The organism is Nocardioides sp. (assembly GCA_037045645.1).
Classification (GTDB): domain Bacteria; phylum Actinomycetota; class Actinomycetes; order Propionibacteriales; family Nocardioidaceae; genus Nocardioides.
This window is the reverse complement of the sequence record JBAOIH010000001.1, coordinates 801171-820716: the sequence shown is the minus strand read 5'-3', so window position 1 is coordinate 820716 and position 19546 is coordinate 801171. Positions and strand designations below refer to the sequence as shown.

The 19546-nt window shown below is 66.9% G+C and carries 18 protein-coding genes; 7 read left to right on the top strand and 11 right to left on the bottom strand.

The genetic code is table 11. The annotated features are described in order from the left end of the window. Window positions 1-17: 17 nt before the first annotated feature. The 3 genes from V9G04_03975 to V9G04_03965 form a co-directional block, all read right to left on the bottom strand. Entirely contained in the window at window positions 18-827 is an 810-nt protein-coding gene (locus V9G04_03975; protein MEI2712459.1) for an IclR family transcriptional regulator, read from the bottom strand. A 189-nt stretch (window positions 828-1016) separates the two neighbouring features. Next, window positions 1017-1862: a formyltetrahydrofolate deformylase gene (gene purU, locus V9G04_03970; protein ID MEI2712458.1), complete on the bottom strand. Its 846-nt coding sequence runs from the start codon at window positions 1860-1862 to the stop codon at window positions 1017-1019. A gap of 79 nt (window positions 1863-1941) precedes the next feature. Further along, window positions 1942-3402: a trimethylamine methyltransferase family protein gene (locus V9G04_03965; GenBank protein MEI2712457.1), complete on the bottom strand. Its 1461-nt coding sequence runs from the start codon at window positions 3400-3402 to the stop codon at window positions 1942-1944. An 88-nt stretch (window positions 3403-3490) separates the two neighbouring features. On the opposite strand from V9G04_03965, the gene V9G04_03960 reads away from it, so the two are divergent. Genes V9G04_03960 through V9G04_03940 form a run of 5 tightly spaced genes read left to right on the top strand, consistent with a single transcriptional unit; the run spans window position 3491 to window position 8329 of the window. Next, window positions 3491-4267, top strand: a complete 777-nt coding sequence (locus V9G04_03960) for an IclR family transcriptional regulator (GenBank protein MEI2712456.1) — start codon at window positions 3491-3493, stop codon at window positions 4265-4267. Continuing rightward, complete coding sequence (locus V9G04_03955) at window positions 4264-4929, top strand: corrinoid protein (GenBank protein ID MEI2712455.1); 666 nt, start codon at window positions 4264-4266, stop codon at window positions 4927-4929. Before V9G04_03960 ends, V9G04_03955 begins: the two co-directional genes overlap by 4 nt. Further along, entirely contained in the window at window positions 4929-5816 is an 888-nt protein-coding gene (locus V9G04_03950; GenBank protein MEI2712454.1) for a dihydropteroate synthase, read from the top strand. The genes V9G04_03955 and V9G04_03950 overlap by 1 nt, the downstream gene beginning before the upstream one ends. Before the next feature lies 1 nt (window position 5817). Then, window positions 5818-7713, top strand: coding sequence for an ASKHA domain-containing protein (locus V9G04_03945; GenBank protein MEI2712453.1), 1896 nt, complete (start codon window positions 5818-5820; stop codon window positions 7711-7713). Continuing rightward, entirely contained in the window at window positions 7652-8329 is a 678-nt protein-coding gene (locus tag V9G04_03940; protein MEI2712452.1) for a DUF1638 domain-containing protein, read from the top strand. Before V9G04_03945 ends, V9G04_03940 begins: the two co-directional genes overlap by 62 nt. 24 nt (window positions 8330-8353) lie before the next feature. Here the strand turns inward: V9G04_03940 and V9G04_03935 are convergent, their stop codons facing one another. The 4 genes from V9G04_03935 to V9G04_03920 all read right to left on the bottom strand — a co-directional run bounded on the left by V9G04_03935 (window position 8354) and on the right by V9G04_03920 (window position 11533). Beyond that, the gene (locus V9G04_03935; protein MEI2712451.1) at window positions 8354-9196 is read right to left on the bottom strand and encodes a methylenetetrahydrofolate reductase; all 843 of its coding nucleotides are present in this window, start codon (window positions 9194-9196) and stop codon (window positions 8354-8356) included. Window positions 9197-9309: 113 nt separating this feature from the next. Further along, window positions 9310-9729: a nucleoside-diphosphate kinase gene (gene ndk, locus V9G04_03930; protein ID MEI2712450.1), complete on the bottom strand. Its 420-nt coding sequence runs from the start codon at window positions 9727-9729 to the stop codon at window positions 9310-9312. Window positions 9730-9782: 53 nt separating this feature from the next. Next, window positions 9783-10157, bottom strand: coding sequence for a DUF4233 domain-containing protein (locus tag V9G04_03925; protein ID MEI2712449.1), 375 nt, complete (start codon window positions 10155-10157; stop codon window positions 9783-9785). Next, window positions 10154-11533, bottom strand: a complete 1380-nt coding sequence (locus tag V9G04_03920; protein ID MEI2712448.1) for a folylpolyglutamate synthase/dihydrofolate synthase family protein — start codon at window positions 11531-11533, stop codon at window positions 10154-10156. Before V9G04_03920 ends, V9G04_03925 begins: the two co-directional genes overlap by 4 nt. A 46-nt stretch (window positions 11534-11579) precedes the next feature. On the opposite strand from V9G04_03920, the gene V9G04_03915 reads away from it, so the two are divergent. Both V9G04_03915 and valS read left to right on the top strand, forming a co-directional pair. Beyond that, complete coding sequence (locus V9G04_03915) at window positions 11580-12662, top strand: MauE/DoxX family redox-associated membrane protein (protein ID MEI2712447.1); 1083 nt, start codon at window positions 11580-11582, stop codon at window positions 12660-12662. A 58-nt stretch (window positions 12663-12720) separates the two neighbouring features. Next, a complete protein-coding gene (valS, locus tag V9G04_03910; protein ID MEI2712446.1) occupies window positions 12721-15372 on the top strand; it encodes a valine--tRNA ligase in 2652 nt (883 codons plus the stop codon). A 26-nt stretch (window positions 15373-15398) separates the two neighbouring features. Here valS and clpX read toward each other — a convergent pair whose 3' ends face one another. From clpX to tig, 4 genes are all read right to left on the bottom strand, one after another. Then, window positions 15399-16679 carry an ATP-dependent Clp protease ATP-binding subunit ClpX gene (gene clpX / locus V9G04_03905; GenBank protein MEI2712445.1) on the bottom strand — a complete coding sequence of 427 codons (1281 nt, stop codon included), beginning with the start codon at window positions 16677-16679 and terminating at the stop codon, window positions 15399-15401. A 96-nt stretch (window positions 16680-16775) separates the two neighbouring features. Continuing rightward, on the bottom strand, window positions 16776-17384 hold the full coding sequence (locus V9G04_03900) for an ATP-dependent Clp protease proteolytic subunit (GenBank protein MEI2712444.1): 609 nt from the start codon (window positions 17382-17384) through the stop codon (window positions 16776-16778). 2 nt (window positions 17385-17386) lie between these two features. Continuing rightward, window positions 17387-17995 carry an ATP-dependent Clp protease proteolytic subunit gene (locus V9G04_03895; protein MEI2712443.1) on the bottom strand — a complete coding sequence of 203 codons (609 nt, stop codon included), beginning with the start codon at window positions 17993-17995 and terminating at the stop codon, window positions 17387-17389. A 172-nt stretch (window positions 17996-18167) separates the two neighbouring features. Then, the gene (gene tig, locus V9G04_03890) at window positions 18168-19526 is read right to left on the bottom strand and encodes a trigger factor (GenBank protein MEI2712442.1); all 1359 of its coding nucleotides are present in this window, start codon (window positions 19524-19526) and stop codon (window positions 18168-18170) included. Window positions 19527-19546: the final 20 nt, after the last annotated feature.

The following is a 19546-nucleotide window of genomic DNA, read 5'->3' as shown; positions in this document are numbered from 1 at the left end:
TCTGCCTAGACCGGCCCTCAGCGGTGACTCCATCCGAGGCGGTGCGAGATCTCGGTGGCGGTGGCGATCACCTGCGCCAACACCTCGTCGATACGCGCCTCCCCGAGCCGGAACGTCGGTCCGCTGACGCTGAGCGAAGCGACCACGTCGCCGTGCGCGTTGCGCAGCGGTGCCGCCACGGCCGTGAGTCCAACCTCGAGTTCGTCGGTCGCGATCGCATAGCCGTGCTCGGCCACCTGCGCGAGTTGGGCGAGCAACTTCTGGCGCTTGGTGACCGTCTGCGGGGTGTACGCGGGCATCGTGCCCAGTTGCGCCTTCTGCTCGGCCAGGCTGAGCCAGGCGAGCAGCACCTTGCCGTTGCTGGTCGCGTGCAACGGGATGTGCTGACCGACCCAGTTGTGCGATTGCAGCGCGCTGGAGCCCGCCACCTGGTCGACGTACAACGCAGCCTTGTCCGCGAGCACCGCGATGTTGACTGTCTCGTTGGTGTCGGCGGCGAGTTGGCGTACGAGAGGGCGGGCCTCCTGCACCAGGTCGAGCCGCGAGGTCGTGGCGCCCGCAAGGCGCAGCAATCCGACTCCCAGCCGGTACTTGCCGCGATCCTCGGTCTGCTCCACGAGGCCGTGCTGTTCGATGGTGGCCACCAGCCGGAAGGCCGTGGACTTGTGTACGCCCAGTTCAGCGGCGATCTCGGTGACGCCGAGTTCGCCGCGTCGGGCCAGGGTCTCCAGGATCGTCAACGCGCGATCGACCGACTGGACCGCTCCCGAACCGCCCGCCTGGTCGCCCGGCTGCGCAGTGCTTTCGCGGGCGTCCGTGTTGCTCATGGCGCAACCGTATCCGCCATGCGCATCATCCGTCGACCTGTCGCGTCTGCTTCGCCCGACCCCGCCGACCTGTCGCGTCTGCTTCGCCCAACCCCGCCGACCTGTCGCGTCTGCTTCGGCATCTGTGGAGAACTCGAGCATTAGCGACAGGTCGAGCCACTTCACCGGAGCAGACGCGACAGGTCGATGTCAGCGGAAGACGACCGTACGGTGCCCGTTGAGCAGCACCCGGCTCTCCGCGTGCCACTTCACCGCCCGCGAGAGCACCTGGGCTTCGACGTCGCGCCCCGCCGCCACGAGCTCGGCCTGGGTGTCGCCGTGGTCAACCCGCATCACGTCCTGCTCGATGATCGGGCCCTCGTCCAGGTCACCGGTCACATAGTGCGCGGTCGCGCCGACCAACTTGACCCCGCGGTCGTACGCCTGATGGTAGGGCTTGGCGCCCTTGAAGCTGGGCAGGAACGAGTGGTGGATGTTGATCGCGCGACCGGACAGATCGCGGCACAGGTCGTCCGACAGGATCTGCATGTAGCGCGCCAGCACGACCAGGTCGACGTCGTGCTCCTCGATCAGTCCACGCAGAGTCGCTTCGGCCTCGGCTTTGGTGTCGCGCGTGACGGGCACGTGCACGAACTCCAGCCCATACCCACGGACGAGGCGCTCGGCGTCGCGGTGGTTGGACACCACCACCGGGATCTCGATCGGCAGCGCACCGGTCGACCAACGAAATAGCAGGTCGTTGAGGCAGTGCAGATGCTGGCTGACCATCAGCAAGGTCCGGAAGGGCGCCTTGGCGTCCCACAGCTCGTACGACATCTCGAACCGCGCCGCCACCGTCATGAAGGCCTCGCGCAACTCATCGACCACGCCGCCGCCGAGATCAAAAGCGACCCGCATGAAGAACGCCTCGGTGTCGGCGTCGCCATACTGCTGCGATTCGGTGATGTTGGCGCCGCGCTCGGCGAGGAATCCCGAGACCGAGTGCACGATCCCGGGTCGGTCGGGGCAGGTCAGGGTGAGGACGAAGTGGGTCACACGGCCCAGCCTATGGGGCCAGTCGCTGTCCAGAATTGGCGCTTCAGCCCGACCCGCTCGCTGCGCTCGCTCTCGGGCTTCAGTCGCCCAACTCGTGACGCCGTCTCACGACGTACGCCTCCAACTCCTCACGGATCGCCTCGTCCAGCGGCGGCTGCTCGTACTCCTCGACGCGCTGCTTCCACAGCTTGGCCGCTCGGCCCGCGGTGTCGACACTGCCCCCGCGCATCCAACGCTCGTAGTTCTCCGACGAGTTCAGGAACGGGCGATAGAAGCACGTGCGGAACAACTCCATCGTGTGCATCGACCCCAGGAAGTGGCCGCCGTGGCCGACCTCCTCGTGCGCGCCGAACGCCATCGACGCCTCGTCGATCTCCAGCGGCGTGAACTCATGCTGCAACATCTCGACGATCTGCTCGTCGACGATGAACTTCTCGTATCCGGCCACGAGCCCGCCCTCGAGCCAACCGGCCGAGTGCATCGCCCAGTTGGTGCCGGCCAGGAAGGTCGGCATCAAGGTCATCAGCGCCTCGTAGCCGGCTTGGGCGTCCGGGACCTGTGACGACGTGAGGCCGCCGCCGGTACGGAACGGCAACCCGAAGTGCCGGGCGATCTGGCCGGTGCACAACAGACCGATGCCCGACTCCGGCGTACCGAAGGTGGGAGAGCCCGACTGCATGTCGATGTTGGACAGGAAAGACCCGAAGACCACCGGGGAGCCCGGTCGGATCAACTGCGAGAGCGCGATGCCCGACAGCGCCTCGGTGATCTGTTGGACCAGCGCCGCCGGGATCGTCACCGGGGACATCGCGCCCATCAGGATGAAGGGCGTCAGTACGACTGCCTGGTTGGCCGCGGAGTATTCGAACTGCGCCTCCAGCATCCGGTCGTCCCAGCGCAGCGGCGAGTTGCAGTTGATCAGCGAGATCGTCGCCGGAGTCTCCTCGATCCGGGCCCGCCCGGCCTCGATGCCCTCGCCCGCACCGAACAGGATCGACGACATCGCGATCGTGTCGGCGGCGTTGACCCCGCTGACCACGTTGCCCATATAGATCTTGTCGGTCAGGGTCTGCAGCGCGTAGATCATGTCGAGGTGCCGCGAGTCCAGTGGCGTGTCGTTGGGCTCGCAGATGACGCCACCCGCGGAGTCGAGGACACCGGACGACTGGGCGAGCTTGGTGAAGTTGCGGAAGTCGTCCATCGTCGCGTCGCGGCGCACCTCGCCCTCGCGTACGAACGGCGGGCCGTACACCGCACCGAACGCCATGTGGTCGCCACCGATGTGGATCGAGTTCTCCGGGTTGCGCGCCTGCACGTCGAACTCGCCGGGCGCCTTGGCGACCTGCTCGAGTACGAAGTCGGGGTCGAGGAAGACCGTGTTGTCCTGCACCTTCTGGCCAGCCTGACGGAAGAGGTCGAGCGCGCGGTCGTCCATGAATTCGACGCCGATCTCGGTCATCAGCCGCCGCCAGCCGGTGTCGAGGGTGGCGATCGCGTCCTGGCTGAGGATCTCGTACCTCGGCATCTTGTTGACGAACATCCTGGCTCTCCCTCTCGACAATCCGGCCCCAGTGGCCTCATGATATGGAATCAGCGTTCCACATCATGGAACCGATGGGAAGGCCCTCATGAGCGAGAGATCCATCAGCGAGGGGGCCACCGGCACCCAGGCGGTGGACCGGGCGGCCCTGCTGCTGTCCACCGTGGTGGACGCCGAGGAACCCGTCGGTTTCTCCAGCCTGGCCGAGGAGTGCGGGCTGCCGAAGTCGACGACCTCGCGCCTGCTCACCGCCTTGGAGCGCACCGAACTGGTGGAGCGCACCGACGAGGGTGAATACGTGGCCGGACCGCTCTTCTCCAGATTCGCGGCCCGCCGCGAGTCGCCGGATCTCGTACGCCTGGCTCAGCCGATGATGCAGAACCTGGTCGATGTCACCGGGGAGACAGTCAACCTGGCCATCGCGTTGGGCAGCGTCGTCGACCACATCGCACAGGTCGACTCCACGTTCCTGCTCGGCACTCGCGACTGGACCCACGTCGAGGTCCCCAACCACGCCTCGGCGATCGCCAAGGTGCTGATGGCAGCCGGCGAACTCCCACTGCCCGACGCGCTGCCCGCGCTGACCGATCACACCATCACCGACGTACGCCGACTGCGCGAGGTGCTCGCAGGCGTCGAACGCGATGGCTATGCCTTCACCAGCGATGAACTCGAGGTCGGCCTCACCTCCGTGGCGGTTCCCGTCCACAACATCCGTGGCGACGTCGTCGCCGTGCTCGGGATCTCGGGTCCCACCGCTCGACTCGCCGGGCGCCACCGTGCGCTCGCGCGCTTGATGATGGATCAATCCGCCCAACTCACCCGAGCCCTGGGCACTCTCTTCACGAAGGAGGGCGTCGCATGACCCCCGAGGAAATTCTGCAGGGCCTCTACGACGAGACGCTGACCGGGAACGGGCCCCGTGTTCTGGAACTCACCCATGAGGCGCTGGGCATGGACATGGAGCCGCAGACGCTCCTTTTCGACGCCCTGATCCCCTCACTCGAGGAGGTCGGCGCTCGCTTCGAGCGCGGCGACTTCTTCGTCCCCGAGATGCTGATCGCCGGTCGCGCCATGGCCGGCGCGATGGAGGTGCTCCGCCCACTGCTGGCCGACACCGGCGTCGAGACCATCGGCAAGTTCTTGATGGGCACCGTCAAGGGCGACGTGCACGACATCGGCAAGAACCTGGTCAACATCATGTTGGAGGGCGCCGGCTTCGAGGTCATCGACCTCGGTGTCCAGGTCGCGCCGGAGAAGTTCATCTCCGCGATCGAGGAGCACTCCCCCGACATCGTCGGCTTCTCGGCGTTCCTCACCACGACGATGCCGATGTTCAAGGCCAACATCAACGCCTTGGAGAAGGCGGGCATGCGCGATGACGTGATCGTGATGGTCGGCGGCGCGCCCGTGACCCAGGAGTACGCAGACGCGGTCGGCGCCGACGGTTATGCAGCCGACGCATCCGCGACGGTCAAACGCGCCAAGGACCTGCTGCGCAAGAAGCGCTCGATGGTGCCTGCCTGATGAGCGCCGAGCCGCAGACCACGATCATCCGGTCCGCGACCAAGCAGGTCGCGATCGGCATCGACCAGCCGTTCTGCATGATCGGCGAGCGGATCAATCCGACCGGGCGCCGGATCTTCCAGGAGCAACTGCGCGCCGGCGACATGTCGGCGATCGAGCGTGACGTACGCGCCCAGGTCGAGGGCGGCGCGCACGTGCTCGACTGCAACATGGGTGTGCCGCTGACCGACGAGGCGGAGTTGCTCGCCAAGGCCATCACCATGATCCAGGGACTGACGGACTTGCCAGTGTGCATCGATTCCTCGGTTGTCGAGGCGCTCGAAGCGGGGCTCGCGGTCTACCAGGGGCGTGCTCTGGTCAATTCGATCACCGCCGAGGACGAGCGGATGGAGCAGGTGTTGCCGCTGGTCAAGAAGTACGACGCCGCGGTCATCGCGCTGCCCAACGACGTCGACGAGATCCCCATGGAGCCCGAGAAGCGGCTGGTCATGGTGAAGAAGATCGTCGAGGTCGCGACCAAGGAGTACGGCATTCCGCTCGCCGACATCATCATCGACCCGCTGGCCATGCCGATCGGTGCCGACACCACCAACGGTCAGGCCGGCTTCGAGACGATGCGCCAGATCCGCGATCAGTACGGCCTCAACATGACCTGTGGCGCCTCCAACGTGTCCTTCGGGATGCCCGAGCGTCACGCGATCAACGGCTCGTTCCTGCCGATGGCGATGATGTGCGGGATGACCAGCGGGATCATGGACGTACGCACCCCGTCGATCGTCGACTCGGTCAAGGCTGCCGACCTGATGCTGGGCCGTGACGAGTGGGGCGGCGCGTGGATCGCGCGCGCCCGCGCCAAGAAGGCGGCAGCCGAGGCGGCGACGAACTGACGTGGACCAAGGGGATCTGCACCGCGAGGGACTTCTTCCGCGGCTCGGTGCGCCCGAGCCCAGCCATGACGGCACCGGCCGGATCCAATTGACCCTGGACGTCGCGGACGGCACATCGAAGCAAGTACGCGTGCCGCCCGGCGTGAGCCTGTTCGACGCGGCTTCGTGGAACGGCGTGGCGATCGACTCGACGTGCGGCGGACATGGCACCTGTCGCAAGTGCAAGGTGCAGATCGACTTCGCAGCCCCGGTGACCTCACACGATCGTCGTACCTTCTCCGAGACCGAACTCGACGAGGGTTGGCGGCTGGCCTGTCTGGTCAAGCCGGTCCACGACGTCGTCGTCCAGGTGCCGCCGCTGACCACTCGCCCGAAGGCCGCGACCGTCGGCGTGGGCCGCCAGGTGATCTTGCGACCAGCCGTACAGAAGCGGTACGTCGAGCTCGACGAGCCCACGCTCGCCGACCAGACGACCGACCTCGCGCGACTGCGCGCCGCGGTCTCCGATCTGGACTTGCACTGCGACCTGACCGTGTTGCGCAAGCTGCCCGGCCTGCTGCGAGCACACGACTTTCGGGTCACGGCGGTGGTGGTCAACGAACGGCTGATCGACATCGAGCCCGGAGACACGTCCAAGCTGCGCTACGGCGTCGCGTTCGACCTGGGCACCACCACGTGCGTGGCCACCCTGCTGGACCTGGAGACCGGCACGCCGGTCGCCGTGTCGTCGTCCCTCAACCAGCAACAGCCGTTCGGGGGCGACGTGATCACCCGGATCTCGGCCACCATGATGGATCCCGACGCGCTCGGCCGGTTGCGTACGGCTGCCTGCAACACCTTGGCCCAGCTGACTGAGGAGGTCATCGCCGAAGGCGGCGTCGATCCTCATCACGTCTATGAGGTCGCGCTGGCGGGCAACGCGACGATGACCGCATTGGCGTTGGGGATCGATCCCGAGCCGTTGGGTGTCGCGCCGTTCATCATGTCCAGCGCAGACTTCCCCGAAGTGTCGGCCAGCGACCTGGGGCTCGCGGTGCACCCGCGCGCACCCGCCTATCTGTTCCCCTCACTGGGCGCGTACGTCGGCGGCGACATCGTCGCGGGCATGCTGGCCAGCGGGATGGACCGCGACAAGCGCACCCGTTTGTTCGTCGACGTCGGCACCAACTGCGAGATCGTGCTCTCCGACGGCGATCGGATCGTCTCGACCGCCGCACCGGCAGGCCCGGCCTTCGAGGGTGGCGCCATCCGCTGCGGCATGCGTGCGGCCGACGGGGCGATCGAGACGGTCAAGTTGTCACCGGACGGCGACGTCGACCTCGGGGTTATCGGCGACGTCGAGCCGCGGGGCCTGTGCGGTTCCGGACTGGTCGACGCGGTGGCCGAGTTGGTGCGCGTGGGACTTCTCGACGCCTCGGGACGCTTCATCACCGAGGAGGACGCAGCCAGCCACGCGCCCGGACTGGCCCCGAGACTGGGCAAACTGGGCGAGGAGCGCGTGTTCTTGCTCCATGGTGACCTCGACGGCGAATACGTCGTGTTGTCCCAGCGCGACGTCCGCGAGCTCCAGTTCGCCAAGGCCGCGATCTCGACCGGGTGGGCGCTGCTGCTCGATGAACTCGGCCTGGAGGCCTCCGACGTCCAGCAGGTGCTGCTGGCGGGATCGTTCGGGTCCTACCTCTCCCCCGCCTCCGCGATCCGGATCGGGCTGGTGCCCAAACTTTCCGTGCTGCGGATCAACTCGGCGGGCAACGTCGCCGGCGAGGGCGCCAAGATGGCGCTGTTGTCGCTCCAAGAGCGTGCCGGTGCCACGGCACTGACCGAGGAGGTGACCTATGTCGAGCTCTCCGACCGGCCCGACTTCAACGACCGCTTCGTCGACCAACTCGCCTTCTGACGGGTCGTCTCCAGACCGGCAGTCCTCTGAGCGCATCGCCCTGATCGCGTGCGGCGCACTCGCCCAACCCGCCGCGCAGATCGCCGAACGGCGGGGCTGGCCACTCGACGTACATCCGCTGCCCCCGTTGCTGCACAACCAACCGCATCTCATCGCCGGGCAGGTACGCGACCTGGCACAGCGGCTGTTGCCCACCCACGGGCAGGTGGTGATCGGGTACGCCGACTGCGGGACGTACGGCGCCCTCGACGAGGTCTGCGCGGAGCTGGGTGTCGAACGACTGCCGGGGTTGCACTGCTATGACATCTATGGCGGCGCGCAGCGGATCGAGGAGTTCTTCGCGCAGCAGCCCGGCACCTACGTCTTCACGGACTTCCTGGTGCGCTCCTTCGAGCGCACGGTCGTACGCGAACTCGGCCTCGACCGTTATCCGGAGCTTCGCGACGACTATTTCAAGGCCTACACGCGCGTCGTCTGGCTCGCGCAGGAACCTGATGAGGAGTTACGCGAGTTGGCCCGGCGCGCGGCCGAGCGGATCGGCCTGCCGTTGACGGTCGTCGAGACCGGGCACGCCGGTCTCGAGCGCGCGCTGGCCGACCTCATCCACCAGCCTTGATCCGCCGGCCTTAAGTCCGCCGCGCTATTGCGCCAGTCGGGACAGGAGTTCCGTACGCCAGGCAGCCGTCTCGGCGACCTGGTTGAAGGTGTAGACGTGCAGTCCTTCGACGCGGGCCTCGGGGTCGGTCGCGGCCGGTGCGCAGGCTTCGAGAAACGACTCACCGGTGAAGCCCCCGGGCGCCATCAGTCGCGCCATCACGCCCTTCTGCTTGTTCAGGAACCGCGTGGACTCACCGACTCCGATCTTGGTGGCCATGCCGAGCAGTTTGGTGCGCTCCACCGGGCCTGGGATCCCGATCAGCAACGGCATCGTGATGCCGCGCAGCCGCATCCGGTGGATCCAGCTGGCGATGAGTTGTGGATCGAAAGTCAGGTTGGACACGACGTGAGTCGCGTGCTTGCGCTTGTCCCACATGGACTGCACGGTCAGGTCGTCGTGGATCGTGGGGTGCGATTCGGGATAGCCCGCCACGCCGACATGGCGGAACGGACTGCCCAGGACCGTCAGGTCCTCCAGCAGCGCGAGTGCATCCGGATAGTCACCCTTCGGGGTCGCATCGCCTCCGGGCACGAACACCGAGTCGATCCCCACGGCTTGCAGCCGGGCGACGATCTCCTCGAGTTCGCTGCGTCCCGACACCAGTCGAGCGGCCAGGTGCGGCACTGCTCGATAGCCCTGCCGGGCCAGGCTCTCGGCGAGCGCGAGCGTGGCCTCCAGTCCCTTGCCCTCCGATGCCGTGACCGTGATCGGCACGTCGGTGCCTACGCTGGCCAGGATCTTGGCCTCCACGGTGGGCGTGGGGAGCACTTCGAAGCGCGAATGCTCCAGGAGCCGACGCATAGTGACCTTGTGCTTGTTGCGCATTGCGCTACCGCGTTTCGTGATACGCACCACACGGGAGAGCGTACGCCCGCATCAGGGCGCGCGGCAATGGCCCGCGACCCGGCAAAGACCTCGCGGTGGATACCCGCTCGGGTTCACACCAGGCCGGGGAACCAGATGGCGATCTCGCGGGCGGCGGATTCGGCCGCATCCGAACCGTGCACGACATTGGCCGTGACCTTCTCACCCCAGTCACGCCCGAGGTCGCCGCGGATCGTGCCCGGCGCTGCGGCGGTCGGGTCGGTCGCACCGGCGAGCGAACGGAAACCGGCCACGCACTGCTGGCCCTCGATCACGATCGCAGCGACCGGACCGGACATCATGAACTCGACCAGCGACTCGTAGAACGGCTTGCCCTCGTGCTCGGCGTAGTGCTCGGCCAGCAGGTCCCGGGTCGGCACCCGCAGGTCGAGTGCGACGAGCGAGTAGCCCTTGGCTTCGATGCGGCGTACGACCTCCCCCACCAGGCCGCGACGGACCCCATCGGGCTTCACAAGAACAAGCGAGCGCTCCATGGCGCCCAGCCTAGTGGCCAGCCCAGCGGTCAGCCCAGCGGTCAGCCCAGAGGTCAGCCCAGCGGTCGGTCCTCGTCGTCGGTCTCGGCCGCTGCGTACGCTGCCGCCCGCTCCCTCTCGATCTTGCGTCCCAGGAAGTCGGCCGAGCCCCACAGGGACATGAAGATCAACCCGATCACGAACATCACCGGCACGACGAAGCCCAGGGCGACGGCGGCGACCTGGATCAACCAGCCCGCCACGTACGCCGCCTCGTGGCGCAACATGCCCGCGAGCAGTACGCAGGTGAGCGCGAGCCCGAGTCCGATGCCGAGCCCGACACCGCGGGGGACGTCGCTGACCATGATCATTACCGGCGAGGTAAGGCCGAGCACGACCGCCTCGAGCGCCAGGATCGCCGCACACATGCCGCGCCGCGGTGACCTCATGAGCGGCCCCCCTTCAGCAGCGCCCTGGCCTCGCCGACGGTGACGACCGAGCCGGTGACCAGCACGGCGCCTGCCGACAGTGAGGAGCCGACCGCGTCACCTGCCTCGGCCAGGGTCGCCGCCTGCTCGATCGCGTCGGCCAATGACGGCGCAACGCTCACCCTGTCGTCGCCGAAGACCTCTCGTGCGGCCTGCGCCAACTCCTCGGCCGGCATCGAGCGAGGCGTGGAGTTCTGGGTGCACACCAGGTGCGCCAGCGTGGACTCGAACGCGGCCAGCACGCCTTCGTAGTCCTTGTCCGCCATCACGCCCATCACGCCGATCAGGGGATCGAACGAGAACGAGTCCTCGAGCGCGGCCGCCGTCGCCTGCGCGCCGTGCGGGTTGTGGGCGGCGTCGAGCAGGATCGTCGGCGAGCGGCGTACGACCTCCAGGCGACCTGGCGAGGTGAACTCCGCGAACGCGGCCCGCACCACCGCGTCGTCCAGTGCGCCGCCGCGACCGATCAGCGCTTCGACCGCCACGAGTGCGCAGGCGGCGTTCTGGGCTTGATGCGCGCCGTACAACGGCAAGAACAGGTCTTCGTAGCGTCCCACCGACCCGCGCAAGGTGACGACCTGGCCCCCCACAGCAGCCACGCGAGACTCGACCTCGAAGTCCACACCCTCGACGAGCAGATCCGCCCCGACCTCGCGAGCCCGATCAGCCAGGACCGCGAGCACTTCGGGCGTCTGCTCGGCGACGACAGCCAGCGTCCCGGCCTTGATGATCCCGGCTTTCTCCACGGCGATCGTGACCGGTGAGTCGCCCAGATACTTCTCATGGTCGACCGAGATCGGCATGATCACGGCGACGGCGGCGTCCGCGACATTCGTCGCATCCCAGGCCCCGCCCATGCCGACTTCCACGACCGCGACATCAACAGGCGCATCGGCGAAGGCGGCGTACGCCATCCCCACTACCGTCTCGAAGAACGACAGCGGGAAGGGCTCGGACGCGTCGACGAGATGGGTGTACGGCGCCACATCGTTGAAAGCGCGTACGAATGCCTCGTCGCTGAGCGGTTCGCCATCCAGGCAGATCCGCTCGCTCATCCGCTCCAGGTGTGGCGAGGTGAAGCGACCGGTCCGCAACTCGTGGGCGCGCAACAACGCGTCGATCATCCGCGACGTCGAGGTCTTGCCGTTGGTGCCGGTGAGGTGCACGACGGGATAACTGGTCTGGGGCTGACCGAGCAGGTCGACGAACGCGCGGATCCGGTCCAGCGACGGCTCCAACTTGGTCTCGGGCCAGCGGGAGAGCAGCGCCTCCTCAGCCTCGGCGAAGGTCGCCGCCGGCCGAGCTTCGGGGCTGTCAGGTGTGATCTGGTCAGGCATCGCGGCGAGTCTAAGGTCCCGCGCCCCTAGACCTACACTTCTGCGCATGCCTCACGCCGTCATTCTGGCACCACTGATCCTGATCGCCGTGCTGGTCTTCAGCGCGATGGCGAAGTGGAACGCGAGCGACTCGACACGTTCCGCGCTCCGTCTTCTGCGCGTGCCCGAGGCCCTGCAAGCAGCAGCCGTCGCCCGCTCCGTGCCCCCGGGTGAGTTGCTGATCGCCGCGGCGCTGTTCTTGCCCGCCGGCTGGCCCGCACGCCTGGGCGCGCTCGCGGCCACCGGCTTGATGCTGATCTATTGGGGACTCATCGCTCGCGGGCTCACCTTCGACCCGCGCCCGACGTGCGGTTGCTTCGGACGGATCGGCCAGAACCAGGTCACCGAACGCACGCTCGTACGCAACACACTGCTCGTGGCGGTGGCCGTCGTCTGGACGGTCGCGACCTGGCAGGGCGACTCTCTGCCTGCGCTGCTAGGCGACCTGGGCTCGACGGGCTGGTGGTGGGTCGTGGGCGCCTTGACCGTCAGCGCGTTGACCTACCTGATCACTGCGCCGCCGCGCCCGAAGCGGGCATCGGCTGCCGCTCACCCCCCGCAGGCTGCGGCCGAGCCGTCGCCGGTCGACGACGAACTGGACTACATCCGAGAGCGGATTCCCGAGGCTGCCCTGCAACGGACCGACGGCACGATGGCGACGCTGTATGAACTGGCCAGCTCGCAGGCCGTGCTCTTGGTGAGTATCAACTGTTTTTGCGGCTCCAGTCATCGGATGGCCGAGAGTTTGGCGGATTGGCGCGAACGGCTGCCCTCACTCAAGGTCGCACTGTTGACCACCAACAGCATCGAGGTCACCCGCCACTCGCTCCCCTTGCTCCAAGACGATGACGACATGCTCTATGACCACGCAAGTCTCGTCTGGCGGGCCCTCAAGCTCCCCGCAAGCCCTGCGGCCGTCCTGCTCGGAGCCGACGGCATGCTCGCCGGTGGCCCGGTGCACGGCGTCGAGGAGATCGAGGCGTTCATCACCGACATCGAAGAGGTCCTGAACCAGGCAGCCGAGGAGGACGACGTCGTGGCCGGCGAGGTCGTCGCCAGCACCGACGCCGAGGTCGGCCAGCCGAACTGAGCCCACCAGGGGCAACTGGTTTTCGCCGTCGGGAGCCCGGCTCCTAGACTCTGCGACCATGACGCAGACCCCGCCGTACGCCCAGGAACCGACGACCGCAACGCGCGACGTCGTCGTACCTGACAAGCCGGCGCTGGAGGGCCTGGAGGCCACCTGGTCGCAGACGTGGAAGGACCAGGGGACGTACGTCTTCGACCGCACCCAGCCGCGCGAGTCGGTCTACTCGATCGACACCCCCCCGCCGACGGCGAGCGGCGCGCTGCACGTCGGGCACGTCTTCTCGTACACCCACGCCGACCTGATCGCGCGTTTCCAGCGGATGCGCGGCAAGACCGTCTTCTACCCGATGGGCTGGGACGACAACGGCCTGCCGACCGAGCGACGGGTGCAGAACTTCTACGGCGTTCGTTGCGATCCGTCGCTGCCGTACGACCCCGACTTCACCCCGCCGGACAAGCCCGACCCCAAGCGCCAGATCCCCGTGAGTCGACCCAACTTCGTCGAACTCTGCGAGGAACTCATCGTTGAGGACGAGAAGAAGTTCGAGGAGTTGTGGCGCACCCTGGGGCTGTCGGTGGACTGGGACGAGAGCTACACCACGATCGGCGAGCACGCTCAGCGAGTCAGCCAGACCGCGTTCCTTCGCAACTTCGCCCGCGGCGAGGCGTACCTCCAAGAAGCCCCGACTCTGTGGGACGTGACCTTCCGGACTGCGGTGGCGCAGGCCGAGTTGGAGGCCCGCGAATACCCCGGCGCCTATCACCGGGTCGCCTTCCACCGCCAATCGGTGGTGGAGGAGACCGACGGGCGTCTCGACACCAAACTCTTCATCGAAACCACTCGCCCGGAGTTGATCGCTGCCTGCGTGGCGCTGATCGCGCACCCCGATGACGAGCGGTACGCCGACCTGATCGCCTCGGGCGCCACCGTGACCTCACCGGTCTTCGGCGTCGAACTTCCGGTGCTCGCCCACGAGGCCGCCGAACCGGACAAGGGCTCCGGCCTGGTGATGTGCTGCACCTTCGGCGACCTCACCGACGTGCAGTGGTGGCGCGAACTCAACCTGCCGGTACGCACGGTGATCGGCCGCGACGGTCGCGTCCTGGCCGACACCCCCGAGTGGCTCAGCAGTGAGCGGGCCTCGCGCGCGTACGCCGAACTCGCGGGCAAGACGACCTTCTCCGCACGCGAGGCGATGGTCGCGATGCTGCGCGAGAGCGGCGATCTGGACGGTGAGCCGAAACCCACCCAGCGGATGACGAACTTCTATGAGAAGGGCGACAAGCCGCTGGAGATCGTCTCGACCCGGCAGTGGTACATCCGCAACGGTGGGCGTGACGGCGAGATCCGAGCCGAGATGCTGGCTCGCGGGGCAGAGCTCGACTGGGTGCCTGAGCACATGCGGCATCGCTACGACAACTGGGTCAAGGGCCTCAACGGTGACTGGCTGATCTCTCGGCAACGTTTCTTCGGCGTGCCCTTCCCGGTCTGGTATCCGCTGGATGACGAGGGCGAACCCGACTACGCGCACCCACTGGTGCCTCGCGAGAACGAGTTGCCGATCGACCCCTCCACCCAGGCGCCACACGGTTATGACGAGGACCAGCGCGGCAAGCCCGGTGGCTTCCTCGGCGATCCCGACATCATGGACACCTGGGCCACCTCGTCGCTGACCCCGCACATCGCCGGTGGCTGGCTGATCGACGACACCTTGTGGTCGCAGACGTTCCCGTACGACCTGTGCACCCACGCGCACGACATCATCCGCACCTGGCTGTTCTCCCGCGTGGTGCGCGCGCACTACGAGAACCACGGCGTGCCGTGGCGCCACGTGATGATCTCGGGCTTCGTGACCGCGGGCACCGGCAAGGGCAAGCAGGGCAAGCTCTCGAAGTCGGCCGCCAACTCCAAGATCGACCCGGAGAACCTGTTGGCGACCCATGGTGCGGATGCGGTCCGGTGGCGCGCCGCGATGACGCGGCCCGGGTTGGACTCGCCTTTCGACGAGCAGCAGATCAAGGTCGGTCGTCGACTCGCGATGAAGGTGCTCAATGCGTCCAAGTTCGTGCTGGGGTCGGTGCAGGCGACCAACCCGGACCCGGCGCTGGCGACCGAAGCAGTCGATCGTGCCCTGCTCGCGCGCCTGGCCGAGACGGCCCGGGTGGCGACCGCAGCGTTCGAGAAGTACGACTACACCACCGCTTTGGAGAGCGCGGAGAAGTTCTTCTGGGAGTTCTGCGACGACTACCTCGAGTTGGTCAAGGAGCGGGCGTACGCCGAGAACGGCGGTGTCGCCACCGAGTCCGCGAAGGCAGCTCTCGCCACCGCGCTGCACACCGTGTTGCGACTACTCGCGCCGTTCCTGCCCTACGTCACCGAAGAGGTGTGGTCGTGGTGGCAGGAAGGCTCCATTCACCGCGCCCCCTGGCCGGACGGCGCCGAGTGGACAGCAGATGGCGACCCCACGATCCTGACCGGTGTTGCCGCTGCCCTGACAGGAGTTCGCGGCGCGAAGTCGGCCGCCAAGGTCTCGATGCGCGCGGAGGTGGCGCGAGCCACCGTACGAGGGCCGGAGATGTTGGTGGGTGCGGCGGAGCAGGCCGCTGCCGACCTGGCTCGCGCGGCACGCGTGATCGGCACGCTGGAGTTCGCGCCCGATGCCGGCTCAGAGGTCAGCGTCGACGTGGAGTTGGCTCCGGTAGAGGCCTGAACAGGTCGGCCTGCCCGCGCGACGGGTCAGGCCGACTTCTTCTTCTTGCCCTCCTGGCGCGAGACCAGCACCGGCGCGGCGCCGTCCACGATGACCTCGCGGCCTACGATCACCTTCGCGACATCGCCTCGCGACGGGACGTCGTACATCGCGTGGAGGAGAACCTCCTCGATGATCGCGCGCAGCCCGCGCGCGCCCGTGCCACGTTCGAGGGCCTGGTGCGCGATCGCCTTGATGGCCTCGTCGTCGAACTCCAACTCGACCTGGTCGAGCTCGAAAAGTCGCTGATACTGCTTGACCAACGCGTTGCGTGGCACCGTCAGGATCTCCACGAGCGCCTGCTCGTCGAGTTTGGCGACCGAGGCGATCAGCGGAAGCCGACCGATGAACTCGGGGATGAGTCCGAACTTGGTCAGATCCTCTGGACGCACCTTGGCCAACAGGTCGTCGGCCTCCCGCTCAGCCTGACCGCGCACTTCGGCGGTGAATCCGAGGGACTTCTTGCCGACGCGCTGCTCGATGATCTGCTCGAGGCCGGCGAAGGCGCCACCGACGATGAAGAGAATGTTGGTGGTGTCGATCTGGATGAACTCCTGGTGCGGGTGCTTGCGCCCGCCCTGGGGTGGCACGGAGGCGGTGGTGCCCTCCAGGATCTTCAACAGCGCCTGCTGGACACCTTCTCCCGACACGTCACGAGTGATCGAGGGGTTTTCGGCCTTGCGGGCGACCTTGTCGATCTCGTCGATATAGATGATGCCGGTCTCGGCCTTCTTGACGTCATAGTCGGCCGCCTGAATCAACTTCAGCAAGATGTTCTCGACATCCTCACCGACGTAGCCGGCCTCGGTGAGCGCGGTCGCGTCCGCGATCGCGAACGGCACGTTGAGCATCCGTGCGAGCGTCTGGGCAAGGTAGGTCTTGCCGCAGCCGGTCGGGCCGATCACCAAGATATTGGACTTTGCCACCTCGACCTGGTCGGACTTCGTGTGTCGACCACCAGCGGGCGGCAGTCCCGCCTGGACCCGCTTGTAGTGGTTGTATACCGCCACCGCCAGCGACTTCTTGGCCGTCTCCTGGCCGATCACATAGGCGTTGAGGAACTCGAAGATCTCCTTGGGCTTGGGCAACTCCGCCAGATCGACGTCGGCGCCCTCGTTGAGTTCCTCCTCGATGATCTCGTTGCACAGATCGATGCACTCGTCACAGATATAGACGCCGGGACCGGCGATCAACTTCTTGACCTGCTTCTGGCTCTTGCCACAGAAGCTGCACTTGAGGAGGTCTCCCCCATCACCGATGCGTGCCACGCGAAAACCTTTCGATTCGAATCGTCCGACCGACCGGCGCCGAACGCTCAGACGGTACCCCGAAGGGTGCCCGCCCGAGCGCGCGACACGATGAGGTCAGCCCAAGGCGAGGGTGCTCTTGCGGGAGTCGAGGACCGCGTCGATCAGGCCGTACTCGACGGCCTGTTCGGCGGTCAGGATCTTGTCACGCTCGATGTCGCGCGAGACCTGCTCGACGTCCTTGCCCGAGTGAGTCGAGATCATGTTCTCCAACAACTCGCGCATCCGCAGGATCTCGTTGGCCTGGATCTCGATGTCGGAGGTCTGGCCGAACGTGCCCTCGGTGTAGGGCTGGTGGATCAGGATCCGGCTGTTGGGCAGCGCCAGTCTCTTGCCGGGCGTGCCGGCCGCGAGCAGGATCGCTGCGGCGGAGGCCGCCTGACCCAGGCACACCGTCTGGATGTCGGGCTTGATGAAGCGCATCGTGTCGTAGATCGCGGTGAGCGCGGTGAACGAACCACCCGGGGAGTTGATGTAGATCTGGATGTCGGTGTCGGGGTTCATCGACTCCAGGCACAGCAACTGCGCCATCACCGCATTGGCGACGTCGTCGCTGATCGGGGTGCCGAGGAAGATGATGCGGTCCTCGAAGAGCTTGGCGTACGGGTCGATGCGGCGGAAACCGTACGACGTCCGCTCCTCCCACTGGGGGATGTAGTAGTTCATGCTCAGTCTCCTGACTTGTGGGCGGGACGACCCTCGTCCGCCGCTTCGCGAGCGGACTTGATCACGGCGTCGACGAGGCCGTACTCCAACGCCTCCTGCGCGGTGAACCAGCGGTCGCGGTCGGCGTCGGCGGTGACCTGCTCGACCGTCTGGCCGGTGTGCTCGGAGATCAGCTCCAGCAGCACCTTCTTGATGTGCAGCGACTGCTGGGCCTGGATCTTGATGTCGGAGGCGGAGCCTCCCATGCCCGAGGACGGCTGGTGCATCATGATCCGCGCGTGCGGCAGCGCGTACCTCTTGCCCTTGGTGCCCGCGCACAGCAGGAACTGACCCATCGAGGCGGCCAGCCCCATGCCGACGGTGGCGACATCGTTGGGGATGTAGTTCATGGTGTCGTAGATCGCCATGCCGGCGTCGACCGAGCCACCGGGCGAGTTGATGTGCAAGAAGATGTCAGCCTCTGGGTCCTCGGCCGACAGCAACAAGAGCTGGGCACAGATCGCGTTGGCGTTCTGGTCACGCACCTCGGAGCCGAGGAAGACGATGCGCTCGCGAAGCAGGCGCTGGTAGATGTGGTCGTCGAGCCCGTAGGCACCGCCGCCACCGTTCATCTGCACAGAGTTCGGATTCGTCACGATCGCGACAGTAGCCGGGCCGACCGACACTCACACGCGGATGTGGCCGGTGTTCGCCCACGGCGTACGAGCGAACCGTCCAGAACACCGACAGGCCCCGCCGGCGGGAGTCGCGGGCGGGGCCTGTCGGTGTTCTGGGCTGGATCAGTCAGCGTCCACGCTGGGTTCCTGCGGGTCGCCGATCGTGCCGTCGGGGCGCAGGTTGGCCAGGTCGAGCACATTTCCGGACGCGTCCTTGACGGTCGCCGACTCCACGATGTGGCCCAGCGCCTTGCCGCGTACGATCTCCTGCATCAGTTCGGGCACGTGGTTGTGTTCGAACATGTGGTTGGCGAACTGCTGCGGGTCCTGGCCGGACTGCTGCGCGCGGCGCACGAGGTGCTCGGAGAGCTCCCTGTTGTTCGACGCCGAACTCGTGCTTCTTCGCGATCTCGTCGAGGATGAACTGAGCGGCGACGGCATCGCGGACGCGACGCTCGAGTTCGGCCTCGAACTCCTCGATGGTCTGCCCCTCCTCCTCCAGGTAGGAGTCCATCGTCATGCCGGCGTACGCGAGTTGCTGCTCGACATTCTGGCGGCGGGCGTTGAGCTCTTCGGTGACCATGGACTCGGGCAGCGGGACCTCGACCTGGTCGAGGAGCACTTCGAGTACCGCATCGCGAGCGGCGGCAGCCTGCTCGAGGCGCTTGCCCCGACCGAGCCGCTCGCGCACGTCAGCCTTGAACTCGTCGAGGGTGTCGAATTCACTCGCGGTGGCGGCGAAATCGTCATCGAGGTCGGGCAACTCCTGCTCCTGCACCTGCGCGACCTTCACGGCCACTTCGACCTGCTCGCCCACCAGGTCACCACCGACCAACTCGGAGGTGAAGGTCTTCTCGTCGCCCGGCGACATGCCGGTCAGCGCCTCGTCGAGGCCGTCGAGCATGCCGCCCCGGCCGACCCGGTAGGACATGCCGGTGACAGCGGCGCCTTCGACGGGCTCACCGTCCTGGGTGGCAGTGAGGTCCATGACGACGAAGTCGCCGTCAGCCGCTGCGCGCTCCACGTCCGTCAACGTGCCGAAGCGCTCCCGCATCGCGTCGAGCTGGGTGTCCACGTCCTCGTCGGACACCTCGATGTCGTCAACCTGAGCCTCCAGGCCTTCGTACTCCGGCAGGGTGATCTCGGGGCGTACGTCCACCTCGGCGGTGAACTCCAGCACCTCGTTGTCCTCGAACTTCGTGACCTCGATGTCCGGCTGCGCCAGGGGGACCAGGTCGTTCTCCTGAAGTGCCTCGATGTAGGCCTTCGGGATCATCTCGTTGACCGCCTCGTCCAGCGCCGCACCACGACCGACCTGGCGATCGATGACCGCCGGAGGGACCTTGCCCCGACGGAACCCGGGGACGTTGATCTGTTGGGCGATCTTCTTGTAGGCCGCGTCGAGGCTCGGCTTGAGCTCCTCGAAGGGCACCTCGACGGTCAGCTTGGCCCGAGTCGGGGTCAAGGTCTCGACGGCGCTCTTCACAGGTGTTCTCCTTGCAGTTC